This window comes from Aporhodopirellula rubra (genome assembly GCF_014192335.1).
Taxonomy (GTDB): domain Bacteria; phylum Planctomycetota; class Planctomycetia; order Pirellulales; family Pirellulaceae; genus Rhodopirellula; species Rhodopirellula rubra.
On the sequence record NZ_JACHXU010000026.1, the window covers coordinates 23,001 to 46,869 of the forward strand.

Genomic DNA, 23,869 nt, shown 5'->3' on the forward strand with positions numbered 1-23,869 from the left:
AAATCTCGATGTTAGCCTAGGCCGACATCGATTCGTCAGCGAGAGACTTTTCGTGCATTTCGTCGGCTGATTCATCCTGAATGTAGGTCTTTTCTTTGTAGAAGTATCCCACAGGAACAAAGACGATTGCGGTGAAGAAGATACACTTCGTCCAAAACCAGAAGTAGTCCGCTCCCTCGAGAAGCACACGACCGCCAATGGCGTAGTCTCGCGAAAAGGTGGTTTCGCTTCCTCCGCCTTTGCTGTTGTCAATCTCGGCCTTCGCTGCGGCTGTCTTCTCCGCATCGCCTTCGCCAAGAATCTTGATTCTCTGTCGCTCGAGCCAACTGTAGGATTTTTCTTCGCCATCGTTACCGGCGTCGTCGTTTATCCGTTGCAATGATCCCGTCAGGGTTTCATCCCATTTGGTGCCATCGATGCCGTCGGCGCCTTCGGATACGAGTTGATAGCGATCGCGTGAGATCAGTTTGTAACGAATCGGGTTGCCGTGTGCGTCTTTGATGTCACCGAGCAACGCGTCGACTTTGTCGATGCTAGGCAGTGTATCGCCCGATGCTTCCGCGTCGCCAAAGAAGGCTTCCTCGATTTTGTCGGCAGCACTCTCGAAAATCGGTTTGGACGCGTTTTCTAGAGACTGTAACACCCCATCCGAATCTAACGTGAGAACAACGTCATCATCGTTGCCGGGTTCGGCGTCAGGGCCAGGAATGAGGAGTTGATGAACGGACGGTTCGTCGCCTGTGGATTCGAGATATGTGCCGGTGAACTCGCCATTGCTGAGTGTCTTTCCGGCGGCCATCGTTTGTGGATCGAGTTCCGAAACGAGCTTGGTAACGGTGGGAGTTTGAATAAAGTGATTGACGATCGCGGTGAAGGCGTTTCCGAGCGAAACGGATAACAGGAACACCGCCATCACGACAGACTTCATGTTTTTAGGAGCTTGGGTGTACGCAAACTCCAGGCAGGTGATGGATACCATGACTTCGGAAGCTGTCAGTACGCCGTATGCCAAAAATTGCCATGAGATCGAAGGTTCGAGACCTGCGTCGATCTTCTCTTGCAGCATTGAAACGATGGCAAAGCCGCCTACCATCACGAACAGTCCGATCGAAATCTTCCGAATCGGTGTGAGCGTGAATACGCGATTGACGAGCGGGTAGATCACGAACTGGAAAACTGGGATGAGGGTCAAGATCAAGATCGGATTGACCGCTTGGATTTGGGACTCGAGCCAAGTCATGCCGAGCCAAGTCCGATTGAGGCTCTTGGTCTGGAGAACCCACGACGACCCCGTTTGATCAAACAGTGCCCAGAAAACCGCAACGAACGAAAAGATGATCATCAATTTCAGAATCGCGGTAATCCCTGTCGCACTGAACGTCTCCTTGATGAATTCTTTGCCTCCAGGCGGGATGTGGATGAACTTGTTTCGGCCGAGCCAAAAGAGGAACGTGGCGAGCGCCATTAACACGCCGGGAATCCCAAACGCCCAGTGGGGGCCGTAGTTTTGAAGAACCCAAGGGGTGAGCAGCGTCGAGAGGAATGCACCAAAGTTGATGCTGAAGTAAAACCACTGGTAGACTTTGGTCAGCAGGTGCTGATTGGATTTTCCGAATTGGTCGCCGACGTGAGCGGACACACACGGTTTGATCCCGCCCGATCCGATTGAGATCAGCAGCAGTCCGGCGAACAACCACCAACCCGCACTCATCGGCGGTGAACCCATGAAGGCGAGAGCGGCGTGTCCGAGACAGTAAACGATCGAAAGATAAAGAATCGTTTTGTATTTTCCGAGGAAAACGTCAGCCAACAACGCGCCAAGCACGGGGAAAAAATAGGCCGCCATCGTGAAGGAGTGATAGTGCTCGGTGGCCTCAGCGTTGCTCATGCCCGTGCCGGTCGCGGACGTACCCATCCAGTGCAAGTAGTCGGTCATGAAGATCGTTAAAATCGACTTCATGCCATAGAAACTGAATCGTTCGGCGGCTTCGTTCCCGATGATATAAGGAATACCGCCTGGCAATCCGGTCGAACCGGATGGGCGTGTCTGGTACTCCGAGGGCGTGTCGGTACTGGATTCCAAACCGACTGGGTCAATACTGGCTGACGACATCGAGATCCTCTCGGAAGAGTGTTTTGGTGGGTGACGACAAATTTTGGCGTGACTGATTCACGCGTCGAGCCATCAATTTGCACGGGGAACGCGGAGGTTCGTACGGCGGGCAGGGGTAACTTAACAAAAACCTGGCTCGTGCACGTACACCGGTGCCGGACGAAATTATGTAAATTGGGCTCATGTCAACCACGACCAATCCTGATGATCGAATCTCCACCTCTAGAACGTCACCTGCGTCCACGGCGACGTCTGAGGATGACGCCGGAGGGATGGTGGGGGCGACGTCACGCCCGCTGGATACCACGATCGAGGTGGTGACGCCCGAGAATATTGCGTTCGAATACCAATTGGCGGGGCCGTTTCGGCGTCTGCCTGCGTACCTCATCGATATTTTGGTGCGATACGGAATTATCGCGGCTTTGGCGCTTACGTTGGTTTTCGTTGTGGGAATGATCGACGTCGATATCCTCGGGTCGTTTGCCTTCGGGGCGGGGCTGGTTAGCTATTTCTTGATTAGCTGGTTCTACGGAGCCGCGCTGGAGACCTATTTCAACGGTCGAACGGTGGGCAAATGGATGTTTGGTATTCGGGTGATCGACGTCGATGGTTGCCCGATTACGGGGCGCCGTGCGATCATTCGAAACTTGCTTAGGATTGCGGATTTGGCGCCGATGTCGACTCTGCCATCGCTTGCCATGGACATGCCGCCCATGCTTTTTATTCCCACAGGGATTGTCGGAATGATCAGCGTGATTTGCACACGGAGGATGCAGCGGCTCGGCGACATCGCTGCGGGGACGATGGTGATTGTTGACGAGAAGACCTGGCGTCTGCCCGTGGCAAAAATCGAAGACCCTCGGGTCGCGCCGTTGGCGTCGTTCGTTCCTGGTGACTATCTCGTCTCACGCAGCATGGCACGCACGCTGGCTATTTATGCCGAACGACGTCATTACCTGACACCGGGCCGGCGAGCTGAAATCGCACGGCATCTGGCGATTCCTCTTATCGAAAGATTCGACTTCGTTTCTGATGTCGACTTCGATTTATTGATGCTCGCGTTGTACTACCGCACCTTCCTGGCTGATCCTTCGGATGAGCCGGCCGACCTCGGACCCTTGGCCGGGTATAGCCCCTTACGTCGAGATCAGAACCGAGTGATTCCCGCCGCGGTTTAGAGAGGAAATTCGTCCTCTTCGGTTTGTTCCGCGTAGAGCGGCATGTGTCGATAGTAGACCTCGAGAATCATCGTCGCGAAAGAAGTAATGCAGAGTCTGCCTGCTCCCGATACGTGATTACTCGGGAAGAACCAACTTCCTTTGGCCCCGCCTTCTTGGGCCTGTGTTTCCACCAACCAGTCTCGCAGTTGGGTGTTAAAGGCATCCCATTCGGGACCGCCGGTTTGCCGGAGCACTTGGGCGGCGTAATAGTTGTAGTAGATGTCATTCTTCAGGACGCCCTTCTTTGCCAGTCCTTTCACGCCCTCCTGGAGTGCTTTGTTGTTTTTGTCCCATCCGGTGTACATCCGGCAAAGCAAACCAACTGCAGTGGTTGCGGGGCGGAGTTGCGTTTCTGGTTTGGCGTAACCGTACCAAGCACCGCCGTTCGATTGCACCTTGTCCAGAAACCTCATGGATCCCTGAATCGTTTGCGGTGGGATGATTAGGTGTCCCATGTAACCGCTTTTCAATGCCATGATTTGCCATCCGACGACGGAGGTGTCACCGCCGCGGCCGTCTTGGAAAGCGTATCGCCAACCACCGTCACGACATTGTGCGGCGACGATGTAATTGAGTGCCGCTTGGGTGGGCGCGGCGAGTGTAGGGTCTTCGGTCATCGCGTACGCTTCGCTGAGCGCGATCGTGGCGAGACCGTGGGAGTACATGTTGCCATCACGTTCGCTGAGGTCCAGAACTGGCAAGCCCGATTTTACTCCCGGTTTGCCGCTTCGGATGAGGTACTGCAAGCCACGCCTGACGATGGGCTGGAAATCGCCCGACTTGTGCGTTTGGCCCGCGCCTAAGAACGGCAGCAGGGCCATCGCGGTTGCACCGTTGAATGCAGTCGAACGTTTTTCTTCGCATCCGTTCCCACATCGGTTGTTGCAAACCAAATTATGGGCAAACGTCCAACGACCATCACGCATCTGGTGCAATGAGATCCATTTGAGCGCTTCCGTGACAGCAGCTTCGCTGGCGGAGTTGCCCCCATACTCTCGTAGCAATTTCTTCTTCATCTGGTCCGATCGGCTGTCCATCGCTGATGTCTGGACTGATGCGAGCGTTTGGAGGGTTGCCGCCGCGGGAGCCATCTCGGATGCAAAATCAGAAACGTCCAATGGGATTGCAGCAATGTCCATTGGAACATCGATTTCGATCGGTTCGGCCATTTCGAGAGATTCTGTCATCTCGACCGGTTCGGTTACCTCTTCGACGACTTCCATCTCACCGGGATCGATCTGCTCGATCGTGAATTCCTCGATCTCTGGACCTTCTTCGCCAGTCGCTGTTGCGGAGAGAACGTTGACCATGCGAACAGGGTCGGTCAATGAAACGAGGCCCAACGCCAGGAGAATTCCCACATGGATGAGCGTGCTGATCAACCATGCAGGTGCGTCTTTTAGAAACGCAAATCGTCCTGATGTGAAGTTCTCCTCGTCCCTCTCGTCTTCTTCGACAGGAAGAGTGGTTGGGAGAGCGTCGAGGTCGGGAAGCAGTTGTTCCGTCGTAGACGACATATTGGATCCGAGGTGACGATAAATGTGGAAGCGTATTGAAAAATGGGCCCGGTCGAGTCGCGGCCCTCGCAAGGTCATTCAAACACGCGTCAGCCTATACTATAGGTGAAGCAACGGCCTTTATCAGCAAAAGTACGGTGCTCGTCGGGATGTAAACGGTCTTATTCCGATTTTGTACTCAGCAGGAGTGCTTTCAGAGATTGTGGGGCAGCAATTAGAATTCGCGGCTTCGGCAGTAGCTGCGATGCACGGAGCATTCTTGTGACGCTCTTAGCGGCCACCTGATCGATCGCACCATCTTATTCTCATGCATGCACGAAGTTTCTAGAACTAACCAGGAACCCCTCTGATGAACGTCAACGAATATTTCGACGGCAACGTCAAATCAATTGGATTTACAAACAGCGAAGGACGCGTTACTTCCGGGGTAATGGCGGCCGGCAACTACGAATTCGGAACAAGTGAACACGAGTTGATGAAGGTTGTTTCAGGCACCATGGAAGTGAAATTGCCCGGTAGTGATGCCTTCAAGGCGATTTCCGCCGGGCAACAATTCGAAGTGGAGGCCAACAAAACCTTTCAGGTGCGGGTCGGTGAGCCTACGGCGTACCTTTGCTTTTATAGCTAACCGCTTACGAAATGTTTGCGAACGCGTCTTCTTGGACTGCGGTTGGTACGCTGTGATCAACAGAAATGTTGTCTGGTTTTAGACGAGCTTGTTTCATCGCTTCAACTTTTTCGACAACGCGTTCGACCTGGATCTGTATTTCGTTGGCGTGTTCGATGAAGTCACCGAGTCGGTTCAGCGAATCTGGGCTTGAGGTAGCGATGATTTCAATTCGACCGACCGGAACCCGCTCCGCTTGCTCACCGGTGCCCCGATTAACCAGCAATGGGATCCGAACGACGCTTTGCATGGCGGGTTCGGGCATCCGAATACTCCGCCAAGTGGCGTGGTAGCTTTCGTGCAGCCATGCCATGTTGACGTCAATCTTGACACTGGCGAGTTGCTGCTGTTCTGCGAAGTCGATCAACGGTTCCCAAACTTCTTGCCAAGGTCCGTCGCCCTGCATCGAGAGAGCCCGTTCGTGTTTCTTATGCTCACAGACTTGTGGTCGGACCAAGAACGACATGATGAGATGTCGGATTCGACCAGCAAGTAGTCGAAATTCAGAATATCCAAAAGTACGTGTGCCGATGAACACGGCGAGGACGAGGATTGCTCCCAAAGGGGCCAACCAAGGTAAATGCAGCCAAGTTGCGGCGATCGCCGCCGCCGAGCTGACCGAACAACCTGCTGCGACGATCCAAAGCGTACCCGCGCGACCAAATTTTTCGTTCAGCAAGTGATGCATATGACCGCGGTCGGTCGCGTAAATGCTGCGTCCTGTCAATCGACGACGGACGATTGCCGCGAGCGAATCGAACAGAGGCAAAGCCAGAATCGCTATCGGAGCTGCAGCGAATGCGGTCGTTTCTTTGTGCGAGCACCACATCGAGAGTACACCGACGAGCAACCCGATCATCATGCTCCCGGCGTCTCCGAGAAAGATCGAGGCCGGTGGTCGGTTGTAAATCAGAAAACCAGCAAGTGCACCGCAGAGCGCGAATGCGGCCACGACGTTTAGGATCGCATTGCCGTTAGCTAAACTAACTAACGCTAGGCTACCGGAGACGAAAATGCCGACCGTGGTCGCCATTCCGTCTGCGCCGTCGAGTAGGTTAAGGGCGTTGATGCACAGCAATAGCCATAAAACACTGACAGGGATAGCAAAAATACCCAGTGGAATGTCGATACCTAGAAAGCCGACTACATCGAGCATTGTGCCGCTGCCCACGATAACCATTGAGATAACGCATTGGGCAAGGAGCTTTTGCCGGCCTCTCAATGTCCACTTGTCGTCCACCAATCCGACCAAGAGGATTGCAATCGCAGACCCCAGCAAGACAAGCCATGGCGTATCGAACAAGTCCAAACTAGACGTAAATGTCCATTGGTTTTGCACACCAACAGTCAGAACCATCGCGACTACCATGCTGGTGAACACCGCTACACCACCGGCCAAAGCAATCGGACATGTATGCAACTTTCGCTCGGCGTCTGGATTGTCGACAAGACCGATTCGAATCGCGATGGATCGAACGACCGGAACTAGAACTAGTGCGGTAACGAAGGCGGCGAAAAATGCGAAAAAGGTATTCAATGTCATGTAGTCAGATTAGCGAGCAATGAATTCAATTTCGGTGCGATTTGAAGAGTAGTCGAGATGCTCGATTCTTTCCACTGGTTCGCACGAAGTACACCGACGAAAGTGCCTGCGTGAAGGGGTTCTAACTTTGGTGCCGGGAAAACCGGTGCAATCGGTGCAGTTTTTCGCCGCCGACGCATGCGCTCTCGGACTACGTAAACCTAGCTACCAGAAATGGTTTCGGCACGCAGAAATCACCTTTTTCGCTTGATCCGTCGATTTTTCTGGCACAACTCTCGGGCGATGTGATCATGCGTACCCCTGGTTTGGAGGTTCACCATCTCACACGGCGAGGGCTACACCAGAAAGTTGACGAATCCTCGTGCTTTCGCAACTGGATATTCTCGTAGAGGTAGGGCTGGCTGGTTTTATCCTTATGGTCGTTAGGACTGTCGCGACAGCTAGTATCCGGATTTCAAGAGCATTTGGCTAAACCGTCCGGCTTGAACAGGCGATAAGTATCCAAGGAAGATTCCTGAGGCGGCACAATCGCTCCAGGTCTTATTTTCCGATTTCTGGACGCCGTTGTAGCCTATGGGGGGCGAGATGGTGGCAGGAGCTGTTTCGCGTGACTTTCACGCGAAGTTGACTAATCCGCCGCGAGGGGAACCGGCTATGATGCCCGTGTTGAACAACCATGAATCTGGACTCCAACAGGAGTCCTTATCCGCCAAAGCCACATTGTCTCGACGCGTTCGCTCGTTGAAGCGTTTAGCACTCGGTTTGGCTCTAGGGATGACCGCGACTGGTTTCGCAGGCTGCACGATGTTGAATGGGCTTCAGATGAAGCTTGACAACAGCGAATGCATCGATGATTTCATGATCAGTCATCGCAATAAAGTAATGGCGGCTCGTGCTTGGCTCCGGGTCAAACACTGTTACCGCGGTCACCGCTACCTGAAAGACCTTCAAGCAGGCTTCATCGCCGGCTATCTGGAAGTCGCTACCGGCGGTTCAGGATGTACGCCGACGGTCGTTTCGCCTCAATATTGGGGTTGGCGTCACCAGTCGGGCAATGGCCAATCCGCCGTTAATGCTTGGTTTGAAGGTTTTCCTTTGGGCGTTAAAGCAGCCGAAGAAGACGGGATTGGTCACTACAACATGATCCGGCTCAACGCAGTGCCGCACATGACATCGAACATGACAGGATCAGCGGCGCCTACACCGGCGATGCCTATGCCTGTTTCTATGAATAATGGGCTGCCAGCAGGAATTGTGTTGGGTGAAGGGGAAACCTTGGTACCTGGCCAGGTGAGCCTCGAAGACATAAATGAGGAATCCACTTCGGTTCATGGGGACGGTGGTGAGTTGAACGAAGACTCCGGCCCGATCGAAGTTATCCCAGGCGGTCCAAAAGAAGAAGGCAGTATCCAGCAACGGAATGATGATCCGTTTTTGGATGAGCTTGGACGCCGTCCCAATCAAGAAGCACCCGCTGCGGTTGAATTTAGCGATCACGGATTTCGAGATCGGCAATTAACTAAATCATCGCCGGTGGTTGAAACACCTTCTTTTGAATTGGTCCCTGTCCAATCGGTCCCCACATCGACAGAGGTGGAAGTCGGCGGGAATACCGAGCCGAGCCAGGCGGAGATCGATATGGTTATTGAAGAAATCTTTGGCAAACCGTCACCCGGTCTGTAATTCACGATCTTTCGCAACGGCGAAAGTCAACGGAGCTCGCTAACGCGATTGGCCACGTTGTCATCGCCCATTGGTTCAGCCGCCAGCGGTTTGAACCACTTTCACCTCATTCAATCACGGGCGTGTAGTCACCCGATCGTTTTTCTGGAGAGTTCAAGGATGAACACCAACCTCTTACATTCCAAAGTGTGGCGAAGAATTCGCTCAGCAATTGGATGCAGTCTCGCGCTCGCGGTAGCAACGTCCTTCACCGGATGTTCGACTTTGACACAGCCGATCAACGGTATTCCGGCACATCGCTTGTCACCCGATTTTTTTCCGCCGCCGAAGAATGACTTGGTGCCGGTTGACATTGCATTGTTGTCGCTCGAGCCACCTCGCGATTATCAGCTTGGCCCGGATGATATTCTCGGAGTTTACATTGAAGGTGTGTTGCCATTCAATCCACCGAACGCGCCGCCGTCGCCACCGCCTGTTAACTTTCCCGATGAGAACAGCACCTTACCGCCATCGATCGGTTATCCGATCGCCGTCCAAGACGACGGAACATTGGCTCTGCCGCTCATCGCACCATTAAAAGTCGTGGGCCTCACTCTCGAACAGGTGCGTGAAAAAATTCGCCAATCCTATATCGAGAACGATATTCTTCGCGAAGAAAAGGCTCGCCCCATTGTCACCTTGATCAAAGAGCGGACGTTCGACGTCATTGTCGTGCGAGAAGACTCTGGTGGGCGATCTGAAGGCGGTGAAGGTCTTCGCGGTCCAGATCGTACTGCCACTGGAGGCCTAGTGAAGCTGCCTGCATACAAAAATGATGTCTTGCATGCATTGGTGGAGACGGGAGGCTTACCCGGACTAAATGCAAAAAATGAAATCATGGTGCTACGTGCGTCAGAAGCTGACAAACGAAAGAGAGCTGACTTCTTGCGAAAGTATTGGGCTCAACAACGTATCGCCATGACAGATCCGTGTTACTGTCCTCCTGAGTTACCAGACGACCCGTCTATTTTACGGATTCCGTTGCGAGTACGTCCTGGGGTAATTCCGAACATTGACGAAGCGGATATCACGCTACAGGACGGAGACATCGTATACATCGAGAATCGAGAGACAGAGGTATATTATACCGGTGGATTGTTGCCCGGAGGCGAACACATTCTTCCGCGTGACTATGATCTCGATGTTATTGCGGCAATGGCATTAGCCGGCCGAGGAATTGGAGAGTCTACATCTTCAGGAGGCGTTGGTGTTTCGGCTGTCGGCGGGGTTCCACCTGGAATGCTGTATATCCTTCGTCGGACGCCATGCGATGGTCAAATCGCTATCGAAGTTGATTTGGCACGGGCTGTAAATGACCCGAGAAGCCGACCACTTGTTCAACCTGGTGACACGCTTATCTTGCAGTACAAGTGTGAAGAAGAGATCTTGAACTTCGGAATTGGAACGTTCTTCACCTACGGAATTCAACAGTTGTTGAGAAATAACAACTAGTATCAAGGTCTTGAGTAAATCGAAAAGCCGCTGGTCTTTGATCAGCGGCTTTTTTCGTGTTTATGCATCGCGGTTATACGCACGATCGGATAGTGTCTGATTGCGTAACGTCAGTGTCGCAATCAGTCGCTTGTTCATTTATGCAGCTTGGTTGCCGCGTTGTTTTACCGGAGCGAGCCAACCCTGGATTGATTTCAAGTCTTTCGACCAGGACTGATCGGTGCGGCGGTCGCAAAAGGTATGGAAGAGACCATCAACGGTGTCGCAGAGGGTTCGAACTGCTTCGATGCGATCTTCATTCTCGAATTCAACGTCTTCATCGAGAATGATTTTGGCGCCGCTGATTCCAAACGTTTCTGCTTGAAGGGTTAGGTCGAATTGCTGCCCGTCTCGGACAAGGGTCATGCCCGACTTTCGAGGCAGTTTTCCGTGCTGAATTGCCTGCATCGCCTCTGGCAATTTCACTGGCGATTCTGCGGTAATGGTTTCTTTTCCAGATTCACCGACAGGACATTCCAGCGTCAACGTTTTCGCGAGCATGGCAGTCACTTCTGAGCCATCCGGAATCGCGATCGTGTCCGTCTGGGTCTCTAGCATCCACCAGAGCCAGAGCAAAAACTCATTGCCTAGAAAGTCAGGAGCTTGAGAGTGCTCGTTTGCCCAGGCGACACTGCCGTGAGCAGGTCCTGGGCAGAAAGCAGCGGGAACGAGGTCGTCCATCTCCGCGTAGCGATCTGCCTCGATAGCCCAAGCTTGCGCGATCGTGCCGGCGCTGACGTGCCCCAGTTCGACTTGAAAGACTCGTTCGAGTAGGTCTGCGCAGTGACCACTCGCGGTTCCGGCGGTACCGCCAAAGTACAGCATTTCGTAGCCGTAGTCCCATAACAACGAGAACGGTTGGAACTTGCGGTATTTTCCGGTTGCCGCTTCAACTTCGCAACGCTGTTCGACTGCCTCTTTCGCCTCTTTGCGTTGGGACTTGGTCGCCACTCCGCTGGGATTGTCTTTGGCGCGAGCCGCAAGCTCGATCTGCAGCCAAGCGTTCTTGATTGCGGCTGGAATCTGATTCGTGTCGATGCGGATTCCAAAATGGACAGCATCGTTAATAACGTTTTTGTCAAGATCGAAGTCTTGGTCAAACAGGTGCGCTCCACCCAAGAAGCCGGTATGTACGTTTTCCGCTGAACCAGTTTCGAACTTTCCCGCCGCGTGCTTCGCCATCAGGTCGATGTGTTCTTGATCAAAACTATCGGATTCAAAGTTTTCGACGCGAAATCTTTCGAACGAGAGGCTACCGGACAGGAATGGCATGTAGGTTTCCGATCAGATGCTTTGAGGGAAATAGGAAAAGCAAAGGCTAGGAAGGCTTATCGTCTAACACCACCGTCGGATTTGCTTCTCCTTTCGGCACGTGTCTTCACCACACCGCCGCTGAGAAAACGGTTCGATGCCTACAATTGCACTATCCGTTATTGTTCGCCGTTCGCACCTGAGGACGATTGCTTCAGGACAGTTCCAATTGGTGGACGTTCACCATCTACTGCAAGTCCGCCCAAGATAGGCCAAAGCGAGCCAGGTATTTCCGCAATCGATCGGCGTCGTTGGGGCGCGCCTTTGCTCGCCGTGATGCCTGGAATAACTCACGTCCTGCGGCGGAAAGCGTCTTGTTTTCGCGGCAAACGCGAATGACATCTGCTAGCTGGGTGCGTTCGAATCGATCGATGGAGTCAACCGCATCAATCCCGAGGTAATTCGTCAGAACTTGATCGGCATCTTGCTGTGCAGATGGCGCTCGCCAGTTAGCACGCAAACGGACGATCTCTTCGTCGACAAGCTCCACTGTAATTCGTCCACCGTCCGCCAGCGTTGCCATCCGTGTGATTGCGGCATTGAGGTCACGAAAGTTGCCTTTCCAGGATGTGGCTGGATCGATCGCGAAGGCTAAGAATTTGTTGCGGGCCTCTTGGTTGATCGTGACTTTATCGCCGGTCGTTCGCGTGTATTGCTGCAGTTCAAAATCAATGTTCGGATCGATATCCGATCGTCGCTCGGCAAGGCTCGGCAATCGAAACGACCATAGGTTGATTCGAGCGAGGAGATCATCTCGAAAAAGTCCCTGGGCTACGTCGGCAACAAGATCGCGGTTGGAGCCTGCAATCAATTGAAAGTTGCTTTGGGTAGGCCGGTCAGAACCAACTGGCAAAAACTGTTTTTCCTCGATTGCTCGCAATAGCATCGCTTGTTCGTCGAGTCCGAGCTCGCCAATCTCATCCAAGAATAGCATTCCTCCGTCAGCTGATTTCAATAATCCTGCCCGAGCAGCACTCGCGCCAGTGAAGGCACCTTTTGTGTGTCCAAACAACGTGGACATGGCTTGCTCACCGCGAATGGTGGCACAGTTTACTTCCACAAGTGGACCCTCGATTTGCCTTCGGCTCTGTTTCAGTTCGTAAATCCGTTTGGCAAGTTGAGTCTTGCCCGCGCCAGTTGGACCCGTCATCAAGATTGGCGCTTGTGTTGCCAACGAGACGCGTTCGATGCGATCGATGAGTGTGTTGAAAGCTTCGTCTTTAGTTTCGATTCCCCGTTTGAGAATCGATGTTGCTTCATCGTGCTCCTGTGAAAATCGGGTGGCGAGTTGATCGTAGCGAGAAAGATCCAGGTCAACGATTTGATAGGTGCCCTCGACTGACGTCGTTGCAGAATTACGCGCGCGTGTTCGTGTTGCAGGAGGCGATGACTGTAACAGCCTCGCCGGTAAGTGTCGTGATTCCGTTAAAAGGAACAGGCAGATTTGTGCGACATGCGTTCCCGTTGTGATATGCACGAGATACTGCTCGTTCTCAGGATCAAAGGGATACTCGAGACTGAATTGATGCAGCGTTGCGTAAACCTCCTCGAAATCCCATGGATCGTCCAAGGCGATGGAATGACTGCGCACCGTTGTTTCAGGAGAGACGGTTTCGATGTCGGTGACGACTTGGGCCGCAAGCGTTGAGTAGCGACGTTCGACGAGTAGCTCAAACCGATCGACGATTAAATCATCTTGCTGACAGATACCAACCGACGGCCGCCACGTCGCCCAGCGGTCACGCGATTTTCTTGGCTGATCGAGCTGAACACCCAAAAGGCCGATGACGACAGTCTTCATGGTTGATCCTGTGGGATAAGAAAGCATCTCGCAGGATAGTTTCCTGCTCGCTGAAACGCCAGGAGCCAATGTGCCGAGTTTTGCTAAGTGTCTGATGGTGTTGGACTTACGGATTCGCGATGCAGTATGGCACGGTCTCTGCTATGTGAGCCTGCTACCATAAGACCGAATTCTTCGTTTTCAGAGAGTCCCATGAATACATCGACCGCCAACCGTCAACGTTCTAACGATCGAACCACCTATACCGGTCCCGGCATGATCGCGACCGGTGAAGCGACGGCGCTTTTGCCAACCGAAACGACTCCACCGATCAAGGTGTTCGGAACGCAGGCGATTCGTGAGACGTTTGACGATCTCTGTTTGCAGCAGGCCGTGAACTCCCGATTGGCTCCTGGGGTGACTGATTTGGTCCTCAACCCTGACGCTCACTGCGGTTACGGAGCTCCGGTAGGATGCGTGATGGTTTCGCCTACGCATATCTACCCAGGTCCCGTTGGCGTCGATATTAAATGTTCGATGAGCCTGCTTCAGTTAGATCTTCCCGCTGAGGCGATCGAGGATCGCAAGGTTCGACGTCAGCTCATTTCGGCGATTTGTCAGCGAACTCCGACGGGCGCGGGAAAGGGGCAGCGTAACGCCGAAAAGTCGCGACACGTTAACCGGTCGCTAGGACGGCAACTCGTTGTCGAAGGCGCGAGCGAGGATGTTTGTGAATCGCTCGGGATTCCTACTTCGTGGGCGTTTCGATGTGAAGACTCGTTTCACCTGGGGCATGACGACACGACCGATGCGCTTGGAACACGTCTTGAGAAACTGCTCGAGCGACGGGACATGAGTAATTTCAGCGACAAGATGAAACAACTTGGATCGTACGGTGGCGGAAATCACTTTGGGGAATGTGAAGTCGTAGAGGTTGGGCAAAGCGACCGGGCCCGTGAAGTTGCTCATGCGTTTGGGCTCACCGACGGAAACGTTGCTTTCCTTTCGCACTGTGGATCTCGTGGATTTGGTCATAACTTGGCATCGGGGCAATTTCGACATTTGCAGAACAAGTTCGATCAGTGGGGGATTCCGCTGCCAGCGGGCGATCGTCAACTCGTTTATGCTCCGCTCGGTTCCAACGAGGCGAACGATTACCTCGACGATATGGCGCTCGGTGCAAATTTTGCCACCGTGAACCATTTGCTCATCAACGCACTCGTACTGGAGGCGTTTCAGGAAGTGATTCCGGGGACGAAAGGGCATCTCGTGTATTTCATTAGCCATAACATTGCTCGAAAAGAGAGCGTCAATAACCGGCCTGCCTGGGTGCACCGTAAGGGTGCAACACGAGCGATTCCAGGAGGACATCATTCTCTTGTTGGGACGCCGTTTGCAAAAACAGGGCATCCGATCTTGTTGCCAGGAAACCCGCGTGACGGATCCGCAGTGATGGTCGCCGATGAAGGTGCTGAGGCGTCGTGCTATAGCGTGAACCATGGTGCGGGGCGAGTGCTTGGGCGTCGCCATGCGAAACGTGTTTTGGATCAAACGACCGTGGATAGTGAATTTGAATGTGGCGATATCCTCAGTAATTGCCGGCAGTATCCGATCGACGAGGCTCCGGCCGCATACAAAGACTTCGATGAAGTATTGCGATCGGTTAAATCCGCTGGACTGGCAAGCGAAGTTGCGCGTTTGAAAGCCCGTTTTGTAATCAAAGATGCGAGCAAGGCGGACGATTAAATGAAGACGATTATGATCGACGGAAGCGAGGGTGAGGGAGGCGGACAAATCGTACGCTCTTCGCTCGCCCTCGCTGCGGTAACCGGTGTGCCGGTAAAGCTCGTCAATATTCGTGGCGGACGCAAAAAGCCTGGTTTGTTGCGACAGCATCTCGCGGGCGTGAAAGCGATCACCACGATCAGCCATGCTGAAACGGACGGTGCCGAGTTAGGGTCGAGGTGTCTTACCGTATCGCCGAAAACGCTATGTGGCGGCGAGTACACGTTTGAAGTTGGATCGGCAGGCAGTGCGATATTGGTGGCGCAAACTATTTTGCCCGCCTTGTTATTCGCCGACAAAGAGTCGACGGTGACGATCCATGGCGGGACCCACGCGGCGTGGGCACCGCCGTATGATTTCTTTGCGAGATGTTATCTGCCACTGCTAGAACGCATGAACGGCAAGGTCGAGGTTTCGATCGAATCCTATGGTTTCTATCCGGCTGGCGGTGGGAAGATCGTGATGCGGGTTCAACCGTCGTCGTCGCTCAATGGTTTGTCGCTCATGGAACGGCAAGGGGGACTACAACCGCGGGTGCACGCACTGGTCGCGAAGATACCTGGTTCAGTGGGTGAGCGAGAATGCCACGTGATTCGACGAAAGACTGGATGGGATGAGAGCGTTTGCGAAGTTAGCCGTATCTCTCAATCTGGCGGCCCCGGTAACGTTGTCATGATTGAGTGCGGATTCGATAACCTAGCTGAGCTCGTGATCGGTTTTGGGAAAGTAGGCGTCAGAGCGGAACACGTTGCGCGTTCCGTGTTGCGCGACGCAAGGGCGTACCTTGCCAGTGACGTACCTGTGGGGCCATTTCTCGCTGATCAACTATTGCTGCCAATGGGATTGGCGGCCGATGCGGGACAATCCAGCGAATTTCGAACCTCGCCATTGTCCCAACACAGTCTCACGCACATCGACGTTCTCCAGCGTTTTCTTAACATCGATATTCGATGCTGCGAAAACGAGGATGGATCGGTCAGTGTGTGCGTCGGATAGCAAGCGTTTCTCGTGTTGAGGATCAAGCCAAGCATTGCCAAGTTAAAACGCCCCATGTCGCGGAATCGTGTGGGGCCGTTTCGGAACTGTGTCCCGGCCTATTTCGCCAAGCGTTTACGCAGTTTTTCGAAGGCTTTGAGGTCCAACGTGTTGGCGACATCGCCTGCGGTCAATCCACCGCGGCGCGCCTGAAGAATTCCAAACCTCATCACGTCGAGCCCATCGATGTTATGTGCATCGGTGTTGATGACGATTGGAATCTCGAGCCTTTTGGCCGCTGCGAGATGGACGTCATTTAAGTCCAGGCGAGCAGGGTTGGCGTTGAGTTCCAGGAATTTGCCATGCTTCTTCGCCGCTTTCATCACGGCGTCCATATCAACCGCATAGGGTTCGCGACGATTGATCAGTCTTCCCGTCGGATGAGCGATGCAATCGACATGAGAGTTTTCGATCGCGCCGAGGATGCGATCAGTGATTTGGTCGCGGGGCTGTTTCTGTCCGAAGTGCACACTCGCCAAGACCCAATCTCCTTGGGCCAACACATCATCAGGGAGATCCATTCCGCCAGCTTCGAGGATGTCGCACTCGATTCCTTTGTAGATCATCAATCGATCGGCGTACTCGTCTCGAACGTCGTCGATGATCTTCCATTGCTCGAGAAGTCGGTCACCGTCTAGTCCTCCCGCGACGGAGACTCGCTTACTGTGGTCGGTGATTGCGATGTATTTAAGTCCACGCTCGATTGCGGCATCCGCCATTTCGCGGATTGTGTTGTGTCCGTCGGTTGCGGAGGTGTGCATGTGGAGATCACCACGAATTTGGTCGAGTTTGATCAGGTCGGGTAGTTCGTTTCGCTCAGCCCACTCAAACTCGTGACGATCCTCACGTAACTCAGGTGCAATTACAGGTAAATCGATTGACGCATAGACATCTTCTTCTGTCGCTCCAGCAACGCGAGTGTCGTCATCGAGTCGAAAGACCCCGTACTCATTGATCTTTAATCCCCGTTCTTTGGCGAGTCGCCGCACGTGAATGTTGTGTGCTTGGCTGCCCGTGAAGTACTGCAACGCGGCACCGAACTGTTCCGCGTCCACTAACCTCATGTCGACTTGAAATGACTTTGCGACACGAATTGAGATCTTCGTGTCGCCGCGAACGATCGTAGAAGCGCGGCCTGGGTATGATTCCAAATGATCCATTGCCGCATCACGGTCACTCGCGACAGCGAGAAGATCGAGGTCGCCGACGGTTTCACGGCGCCGGCGGTAACTTCCCGCCCACTGCATTTGCGAGATCGTTTTACAATCTCGCATGTGTTCGCTCAGATCCGCGACGATCTTGTCTGCCGTTACCCAGTAGATTCTTTCGGATGCCGCTTTGGCGATCGCCAGCCCGTCGAGGATTGCGGCTTCCGTCTTCTTGGCAAAGCCCTTGATCGCGGAAACCTTGCCTTCGCGACAGGCGGCGGCGAGGTCGTCGAGTGAATTGAGTTCGAGTTCCTCGTGGAGTTTGGCGGCTTTCTTTGCACCCAGACCAGGAATGCGAGCCATCGCGATCACCACCTCCGGAACCGCTTTTCGCAATTCGATCAATTGCGGAAGAGAGCCCGTTTCGAGCAAGACGCCAATTTTCTCCGCGAGCGTTTTGCCGATACCGGACAATTTTGACAAATCGCGGTCAGGATCTTGCGCAATTTCCCGAATCGGTTCGTCGAGATCGCGGATCGCGCGGGCGCCGTTTTGGTACGCTCGAATTCGAAACGGGTTTTCTCCGCGAAACTCCAGTAGTTCCGCGAGTTCTTCGAAGACGGCGGCGATTTCGGGGTTGTCCATCAAATATGATTCGCGAGCACGGGGAAGTAGGTTTGACGCCTGATGCACAGACAGAACGAGCGTATTTTGTCACGAAGCAACCGCTTATGCCATCCGCAGTGTTCGAACGCGAGATTGGAACGCGTGTCCAAATTCGGTTAAAAATGGACGTTTTGTTTTTCGTTTCTCGACTCTGATACGGTTTCGTCGTTTTGCAAACTTTCCCTCAGTACGGGCTGATTCCGCGTTGGCCGGAGAACGGACAGGAGTTCATTCATCCGGACGATGTTCGGTTGGTTACTCGTTTGATCCCGAGCGAACGCGTCTTGCGACGAGACTCGTTTGACGGCACACACTACCAATATCACTATGGTGAGTTTGCGTTTCGGTTGCGGCCGTGCATGTGGTTGCCAATTTCCGGCGAAGGACTTGATATCGGGGACGAAGTCGAAACCATCGGCACGGGAATGGAACGTGAACTGTTCGTTGGCGTGATTACCGGAATGTATTATGTCCGGCGGAAAGGCAGAATTCTTTATCGATTACGACGTGGCGATCAGACACAGAAAAGACTCTATGTCAAGGAACACTTACGTTTGCTGACGGACAAGCAACGCGTTCGGCCCGGTGAAATCAAGCATCCGACACCAACCTGGAATGGTGCGGGCGAGCGAATCACGGACTGGTAGCCCTCCTTCGGCGTTCAAATAGCACGCGTTGAGCGAGCAATCTCACGGATGCGTGTCGCGCGCATTCAAGCGGTCTGGGGCGTTCGCTGTTTGCGTTGACTCTGCTGCCTGCGGGCTTTGTGCGTTCGCGAGAATTATTTCAAAGATTTGGAACGCAGTTCGTCCGATACAAACTCATGCGGCGTCGGATACTCCGCATGGAAATCAAATGCGATCGCGTCTGAATAGACGCCGCCGCACTCAGGCCAGGGAAACGGCCCGTTTTCACCGTTCCCGATAGGTCAACCGGTTCGTGTCCGAACGAATCGGTGACCCTTGCTCTCATTGCCTGAGGTTGCTGCTATGAATGTCGACGCTGTTCACACCGCATTTGGACTGACTTTCACCTTTGTTTGGTTACTCGTCGGTCAGATCATTGTAGGCGGTCGCTAAAAGTCTATTTGGACGACGGTGCCAGATTCACAGCAATGATTTCTTCGTCATTGCGGATGTATGCCGTTCGGTTGGCATAGGCGGGATGACTCCACACCACGCCACGCCCGAAGGCTTCTCCGTTTGGTTCGATAACATGGTCGCGGCCGAGTTCTTCGTAACCCTCTCGGGTCATTCGGGCGATGATCAGATCACCGATTTCGCTGAAAAGTAGGTATCGGTCCGTGTTGCCAATTCGCGTCACGAACGCAGTTCCGTGTTTTAGAAACCGTTTTTCATCCGGACGGGTTGGTTGGAACGTTGTCCACAATCGTTCGCCATTCGTGGCGTCCACGGCGATCATCTTTCCGTCGTTGCAGTCAGTACCGTAGATGACGCCGTCAACAAACGCGGGGGTGCTGTTGCTGCAGAAAACGGCGTTTCCGCGTTCACCACGCCAAAGTTCAGACGCGCCGGGTGATTGAGAATCGAGTTTTATCATGACAGCTTCGTTGCGAATACCGCTGGCGTAGAGCAGGTCACCATTTCGCATCGGTCGAGCGATCGACATTTCGTACATGGGGCTAATGTCGATGTGCCAAAGAGATGCGCCGGAGAGAAGGTCGAGTGCGTCAACGCCGTCGGGTGTGAAAGCGATCAATTGACGACGTCCTGCGAATTCGATGATCGAAGGTGGGCAGTATCCTGCGGCAGTGTCCAGAGCTTTCCAACGTACTTCGCCCGTCATTTTGTCAAATGCGACAATCCCTTGGCCCTGGCCGCCGACCATGGTGTAGAGCAGATCGCCATCAACGAGGGGGTGTGATGAAAATCCCCAGATCGGAACTTCAGCGGCGAGGTCACGCTTCAGCGAAAGCGACCATTTCACTTCACCGGTTGATGTATTGAGGCAATGCAGATCGCCCTCGCTGCCGAGCGTGTAGACTCGATCGCCATCGATGGTTGGTGTGCACCGAGGACCGGCGGGATAGGAAACGCTGTAGGGGCAATCGTACTCATGCCGCCAAAGTTCTTTTCCTGATTCAGCATCCAGCACGATCAGTCGTTCTTTCCCCGACACATTGGCTCGTTTGTCAGGAGCATTGAACGCGTCACCGGAGCTTTTTTGGTAATCGAAAACGAACACTCGGTTATCAGCAACCGAAGGTCCGGCGTATCCACCGGCGATCGGAGTTCGCCACTTCACGGACAATCCGGATTCGGGGATTGTCTCGATGATTCCGGTTTCGCGGTAGATTCCATCGCGAGAGTCGCCCATCCAACCGCTCCAATCGTCGGCGTTCACGATGGACTGCAAGGATATTGAAATTGCGACTAGACTGATCGCGGCAACAACCAATCTCGGTTTGAACGCGTGTGGGTTGGTAAGCATTTTCTATTCCGATCGAGAAGTAAATTTGCCGGCAACTGTATCGCCGACGCAGGCGGATTCAAGTGCAGGCAGCCAATTTGATCAATCTCTTCGTTTCTAATTTCAGTCAACGATCACATGCCAGAATCACCAGATCAGTCGTCGCCGATATCCGGTCAATCCGAGGATTCCCTGCACCTTGTATTGATGCGTCATGCGAAAAGCGATTGGTCAGGGGAAGATGTCGCGGATCATGATCGACCCTTGAATTCACGTGGCGTGCGAGACGCACCGGCCATGGCGAGATGGATCGCCGAGACAGGATTTGTCCCAAATTATATTTTGTGTTCATCGGCGAAGCGAACGCAGCAGACCGCCGCTCTCATGGAATCGTATTGGAAGCATACGAATGTTCCAACTCCACGATTGCTTATCGAACCGCCGTTGTATTTGGCGAGTGCCAAAACGATTCTCCAAACCGTTGAGCGAGTCAGTGGCATTGCGGATGAAGATGGCGCGAATTTTCCGCGGACCGTTTTGATACTTGGGCACAATCCGGGCATCAGTCATGCGGCGTCGATGTTGGCCGGTCATCCGATCGGACTGCCTACGGCCGCGATGGTCGTCTACCGTTGCTTGACGACCAATTGGTCGGAGGCGCTCGGGCACGAGAACGCGATGATGGTCGATCAGATGAAACCCAAATTGCTCGGGCGTGAACATCGATAGTCTTATGAATTTCATCTTGATTGGTCTGACACTGATTGCGCATTTCGGTTTGCGGCTGACGTTCTACAACCGACTCAATTCATTTGGTTGGCCGCGGAAACGGATCAAACTGGTTGAGAAAATAGCTTTCGTTGAAACATGGATGACGCCCTTGATCATCGGGACGATTTGGTACGAACCACTCCGAGAGATCGTACTGGGTAATGGTTCTTGGGATGAATTGCCCGCCGGCCTGAGAGTCTATAGCGTTTTTTGTTTGGTTCTTGGTGGTGTGTTCTTCGTGTTGTGGCTGACATGGCGGCCGATCTTTCGAGTCCAGCATGCCGATGCTTCTCGCACGACCAGGACGGTAGCGGCAGGACCACGCGACGTCGAACGATTCACACGGACCCAAAAAAGCCGTTGGTCTGCCGGGCTCCCCGGAAATCAGATGTTGGATCTGGCGATTGAGAATATCGAGATCCGGTTGCCTCGTTTACCAGCATCGTTAGAGGGTTACCGTATCGCACACTTGTCGGACATTCATTTGACCGGGCACTTGCATTCCGCGTTCATGACCGACGTGATCGGTCACGCTTTGGACTGGAAGCCGGAGATGTTTGCGTTGACGGGGGATATTGTTGACGTGCAGGAGTGTGTCGGATGGCTAAACGAAATCTTCTCGCCCGCGCGAGCACCCGACGGAAGCCTCTTTATCTTGGGCAACCATGACACTCGCGTTTTGGATCCGACCGAAGTTCGCCGGGAGATGTCGGATGCGGGATGGACCGACGTGGGTGGACGTTGTTTGACGCATTCGCTGCGCCAAACGGATGTCTCGGTCATGGGCAACGAGTCACCGTGGTTCGGCCATCCATCGGCGGACGAAATCGCATCGTCGCAGAAGACACTGCCTAATGGAGCAATGAAGATTTGTTTGAGTCACAGTCCCGATCAATTCGATTGGGGACGCCGTCACGATATTGATTTGATGATGTGTGGGCACACGCACGGCGGGCAAGGTCGCCTGCCTTTGGTCGGGCCCATCCTGAGTCCGAGTTGGCACGGCAGTCGTTGGGCGTCAGGGGACTTTTATCGTCCGCCGACAACAATGCACGTTTCACGCGGTCTCGGTGGGGTGCATCTCATGCGTATCAATTGTCGACCTGAGTTGTCGTTGATAACGTTGCGGCGCCAAAGTTCGACATGATCGAGGCGATTACGAAAAATCGCCGTTCCCTCCGCGAGATCTTCGCTGGAAGATGCTCTGCGGAGTGAACGGCGTGATGAAAGTCACGACTTGGCTGAGCTAGCAATCACCGATGCGGTCGCTAGCCAACCTGACGCTTAGTTGAACAGTTCGCGAATACCGTAGGTGAGGAACGCGACGATACCGAAGTTCAGTGCTTCTTCGTGTGGTTTGTACCGCAGAATCAGCGTGTCGCCTGGTTGAACCAGAATCTTCTCGCCTGGGCTGTTGTAGGCTTTCTTCAGGTCAACAGCGATTGTGAACTCTTGGCCGCAAGGACCTTTTCGCATGACGTAGAGCTGAGTCGGGGTGGCACCACCGAAACCGCCACCGAGCAACGCACCTGCTGCTCCGCCACCGCTGCCTGAACCTTTGGCAGCACCGCCGAGGCCGGTACCGGCAACCGACATGGCACCGATAACGTCGAGGTCATAGTCACGTGGCAGTGGGTATTGTCCACCGGGCAGCAAGCCGCCTGTGTAGAACACTTCCGTATCGCGTGCTTCGATGTAGACGATGTCTCCGTCTTCGAGGATGACGTCGGCGGGATCGATCTTCGGCATCTCGCCCGGACGAACTCGCAACGGGATCGTGACGCTGAACGGGTCTTCGACCATTCCTTCAACGCCGACCATTCCGCAACCACCACACATGTCGAAGCAGCATCCGTTTTGGGGACCCTGTCCGGCAAAGAGTTGCATCATCATCTCTTCGCGGTTCTTGCCCTTGAAGCGTGACGCCTTGAGGACTTTGACTTCGCTCTTAGCATTCAGACCGGGCAGACCGCCGGTTTCGGCTAAAGCGTGCATCAAGTCGTTCTTGTAGGCAGGCATGTCCAGTGTGTAACCCGCACCTTGTCGTTCGGTACCGCTGATAACTTCTTGAGCGTTACCGAATTGACGGCTGCCACCGGCGATGGCAGCGTCATTGGATCCACCGTCTTCACGAATCACGATGACGCGTTGTGTTCGTTCACGCATGAGCGAAACGAGGATGCGGTCACGACCTTTGCGAAGAATCTTTTCGTCGTCGACGTAGGCCTTGCGGACCATGTTTTCAACTTGCGTGATCGTTTTTCCACGAACATCGAGAGGCTCGATGAGTGGTAGCGGCAATGTGCCGTCATCACGCACTGGGATTGGGAAACCAACGCTTGGTGGAAGATCGCTGCCCTCTTCAGGGAAGTGAACCGGTGGAATCGCCACGGGCTGGTCTTCGTTTGCCTGAGGCGGCATCACGCCTTCGATATAAATGCCGAGAATATCCCCTTCATCGATCAGATAGTCATCGGGTTGTTCCATCCGCAACAACGCCAATGGGACGTTGATGTAGTCGGCCCGTTTCTCACCGAGCAATTGAGGTGGGACTTGGTTTACAGGAACCCCACTGATCGGGGCAAAGAATGAGGTGCATCCCGTAAGCATCGGTGTTAAAACCGCAGCGAGCAGAACGCCCTTCCAATTGAAGTTCATGGCTAAGTTCCA

Annotated in this window: 17 protein-coding genes; 9 read left to right on the forward strand and 8 right to left on the reverse strand. The window is 53.7% G+C overall.

Annotated elements, in window-relative coordinates:
- Window positions 1–16: 16 nt before the first annotated feature.
- Window positions 17–2,113, reverse strand: coding sequence for a POT family MFS transporter (locus FHS27_RS25680; protein ID WP_184308461.1), 2,097 nt, complete (start codon window positions 2,111–2,113; stop codon window positions 17–19).
- Window positions 2,114–2,385: 272 nt separating this feature from the next.
- Between FHS27_RS25680 and FHS27_RS25685 the strand changes: the two genes are divergently transcribed.
- Window positions 2,386–3,291 carry an RDD family protein gene (locus FHS27_RS25685; RefSeq protein ID WP_184308592.1) on the forward strand — a complete coding sequence of 302 codons (906 nt, stop codon included), beginning with the start codon at window positions 2,386–2,388 and terminating at the stop codon, window positions 3,289–3,291.
- On the opposite strand, the gene FHS27_RS25690 is transcribed toward FHS27_RS25685, so the two are convergent.
- Entirely contained in the window at window positions 3,288–4,850 is a 1,563-nt protein-coding gene (locus FHS27_RS25690) for a prenyltransferase/squalene oxidase repeat-containing protein (protein ID WP_184308463.1), read from the reverse strand. The genes FHS27_RS25685 and FHS27_RS25690 overlap by 4 nt on opposite strands.
- A gap of 349 nt (window positions 4,851–5,199) precedes the next feature.
- Between FHS27_RS25690 and ppnP the strand changes: the two genes are divergently transcribed.
- Window positions 5,200–5,478, forward strand: coding sequence for a pyrimidine/purine nucleoside phosphorylase (ppnP, locus tag FHS27_RS25695; RefSeq protein WP_184308465.1), 279 nt, complete (start codon window positions 5,200–5,202; stop codon window positions 5,476–5,478).
- Window positions 5,479–5,482: 4 nt separating this feature from the next.
- On the opposite strand, the gene FHS27_RS25700 is transcribed toward ppnP, so the two are convergent.
- Window positions 5,483–7,060: an MraY family glycosyltransferase gene (locus FHS27_RS25700; protein ID WP_184308467.1), complete on the reverse strand. Its 1,578-nt coding sequence runs from the start codon at window positions 7,058–7,060 to the stop codon at window positions 5,483–5,485.
- Window positions 7,061–7,882: 822 nt separating this feature from the next.
- Here FHS27_RS25700 and FHS27_RS25705 point away from each other — a divergent pair.
- Both FHS27_RS25705 and FHS27_RS25710 read left to right on the forward strand, forming a co-directional pair.
- Window positions 7,883–8,743: a hypothetical protein gene (locus FHS27_RS25705; RefSeq protein WP_246420935.1), complete on the forward strand. Its 861-nt coding sequence runs from the start codon at window positions 7,883–7,885 to the stop codon at window positions 8,741–8,743.
- Between the two features lie 159 nt (window positions 8,744–8,902).
- Window positions 8,903–10,234, forward strand: coding sequence for a polysaccharide biosynthesis/export family protein (locus FHS27_RS25710; protein ID WP_184308471.1), 1,332 nt, complete (start codon window positions 8,903–8,905; stop codon window positions 10,232–10,234).
- Window positions 10,235–10,372: 138 nt separating this feature from the next.
- On the opposite strand, the gene FHS27_RS25715 is transcribed toward FHS27_RS25710, so the two are convergent.
- Window positions 10,373–11,545, reverse strand: coding sequence for a hypothetical protein (locus FHS27_RS25715; RefSeq protein WP_184308473.1), 1,173 nt, complete (start codon window positions 11,543–11,545; stop codon window positions 10,373–10,375).
- 226 nt (window positions 11,546–11,771) lie between these two features.
- Window positions 11,772–13,385, reverse strand: coding sequence for an RNA repair transcriptional activator RtcR (gene rtcR / locus FHS27_RS25720; protein ID WP_184308475.1), 1,614 nt, complete (start codon window positions 13,383–13,385; stop codon window positions 11,772–11,774).
- 192 nt (window positions 13,386–13,577) lie between these two features.
- On the opposite strand from rtcR, the gene FHS27_RS25725 reads away from it, so the two are divergent.
- Complete coding sequence (locus tag FHS27_RS25725) at window positions 13,578–15,110, forward strand: RtcB family protein (protein ID WP_184308477.1); 1,533 nt, start codon at window positions 13,578–13,580, stop codon at window positions 15,108–15,110.
- Window positions 15,111–16,145, forward strand: coding sequence for an RNA 3'-terminal phosphate cyclase (rtcA, locus tag FHS27_RS25730; protein WP_184308479.1), 1,035 nt, complete (start codon window positions 15,111–15,113; stop codon window positions 16,143–16,145). It begins immediately after the preceding gene.
- Window positions 16,146–16,243: 98 nt separating this feature from the next.
- Here rtcA and polX read toward each other — a convergent pair whose 3' ends face one another.
- Complete coding sequence (gene polX / locus FHS27_RS25735) at window positions 16,244–17,977, reverse strand: DNA polymerase/3'-5' exonuclease PolX (protein ID WP_184308481.1); 1,734 nt, start codon at window positions 17,975–17,977, stop codon at window positions 16,244–16,246.
- A gap of 191 nt (window positions 17,978–18,168) precedes the next feature.
- Between polX and FHS27_RS25740 the strand changes: the two genes are divergently transcribed.
- Window positions 18,169–18,645: a DUF6960 family protein gene (locus FHS27_RS25740; RefSeq protein ID WP_184308483.1), complete on the forward strand. Its 477-nt coding sequence runs from the start codon at window positions 18,169–18,171 to the stop codon at window positions 18,643–18,645.
- A gap of 436 nt (window positions 18,646–19,081) precedes the next feature.
- On the opposite strand, the gene FHS27_RS25745 is transcribed toward FHS27_RS25740, so the two are convergent.
- Window positions 19,082–20,449, reverse strand: a complete 1,368-nt coding sequence (locus FHS27_RS25745; RefSeq protein ID WP_246420937.1) for a PQQ-binding-like beta-propeller repeat protein — start codon at window positions 20,447–20,449, stop codon at window positions 19,082–19,084.
- Between the two features lie 117 nt (window positions 20,450–20,566).
- On the opposite strand from FHS27_RS25745, the gene FHS27_RS25750 reads away from it, so the two are divergent.
- The gene (locus FHS27_RS25750) at window positions 20,567–21,157 is read left to right on the forward strand and encodes a SixA phosphatase family protein (protein WP_246420944.1); all 591 of its coding nucleotides are present in this window, start codon (window positions 20,567–20,569) and stop codon (window positions 21,155–21,157) included.
- Between the two features lie 4 nt (window positions 21,158–21,161).
- Window positions 21,162–22,346 (forward strand): metallophosphoesterase, encoded by a 1,185-nt coding sequence (locus tag FHS27_RS25755; protein ID WP_184308485.1) that lies wholly within the window; start codon window positions 21,162–21,164, stop codon window positions 22,344–22,346.
- 137 nt (window positions 22,347–22,483) lie between these two features.
- Here the strand turns inward: FHS27_RS25755 and FHS27_RS25760 are convergent, their stop codons facing one another.
- Window positions 22,484–23,857, reverse strand: a complete 1,374-nt coding sequence (locus FHS27_RS25760; RefSeq protein WP_184308487.1) for a polysaccharide biosynthesis/export family protein — start codon at window positions 23,855–23,857, stop codon at window positions 22,484–22,486.
- Between the last annotated feature and the right edge of the window lie 12 nt (window positions 23,858–23,869).

Bases quoted from the DNA above. Each gene is read 5' to 3' on its own strand.
- FHS27_RS25755 (WP_184308485.1), top strand. From the start codon at position 21,162: ATGAATTTCATCTTGATTGGTCTGACACTGATTGCGCATTTCGGTTTG.
- rtcA (WP_184308479.1), top strand. From the start codon at position 15,111: ATGAAGACGATTATGATCGACGGAAGCGAGGGTGAGGGAGGCGGACAA.
- FHS27_RS25680 (WP_184308461.1), bottom strand. From the start codon at position 2,113: ATGTCGTCAGCCAGTATTGACCCAGTCGGTTTGGAATCCAGTACCGAC.
- FHS27_RS25685 (WP_184308592.1), top strand. From the start codon at position 2,386: ATGGTGGGGGCGACGTCACGCCCGCTGGATACCACGATCGAGGTGGTG.
- FHS27_RS25725 (WP_184308477.1), top strand. From the start codon at position 13,578: ATGAATACATCGACCGCCAACCGTCAACGTTCTAACGATCGAACCACC.
- FHS27_RS25750 (WP_246420944.1), top strand. From the start codon at position 20,567: ATGCCAGAATCACCAGATCAGTCGTCGCCGATATCCGGTCAATCCGAG.
- FHS27_RS25760 (WP_184308487.1), bottom strand. From the start codon at position 23,857: ATGAACTTCAATTGGAAGGGCGTTCTGCTCGCTGCGGTTTTAACACCG.
- FHS27_RS25690 (WP_184308463.1), bottom strand. From the start codon at position 4,850: ATGTCGTCTACGACGGAACAACTGCTTCCCGACCTCGACGCTCTCCCA.
- FHS27_RS25745 (WP_246420937.1), bottom strand. From the start codon at position 20,449: ATGCTTACCAACCCACACGCGTTCAAACCGAGATTGGTTGTTGCCGCG.
- FHS27_RS25700 (WP_184308467.1), bottom strand. From the start codon at position 7,060: ATGACATTGAATACCTTTTTCGCATTTTTCGCCGCCTTCGTTACCGCA.
- FHS27_RS25705 (WP_246420935.1), top strand. From the start codon at position 7,883: ATGAAGCTTGACAACAGCGAATGCATCGATGATTTCATGATCAGTCAT.
- FHS27_RS25710 (WP_184308471.1), top strand. From the start codon at position 8,903: ATGAACACCAACCTCTTACATTCCAAAGTGTGGCGAAGAATTCGCTCA.
- polX (WP_184308481.1), bottom strand. From the start codon at position 17,977: ATGGACAACCCCGAAATCGCCGCCGTCTTCGAAGAACTCGCGGAACTA.
- rtcR (WP_184308475.1), bottom strand. From the start codon at position 13,385: ATGAAGACTGTCGTCATCGGCCTTTTGGGTGTTCAGCTCGATCAGCCA.
- FHS27_RS25715 (WP_184308473.1), bottom strand. From the start codon at position 11,545: ATGCCATTCCTGTCCGGTAGCCTCTCGTTCGAAAGATTTCGCGTCGAA.
- ppnP (WP_184308465.1), top strand. From the start codon at position 5,200: ATGAACGTCAACGAATATTTCGACGGCAACGTCAAATCAATTGGATTT.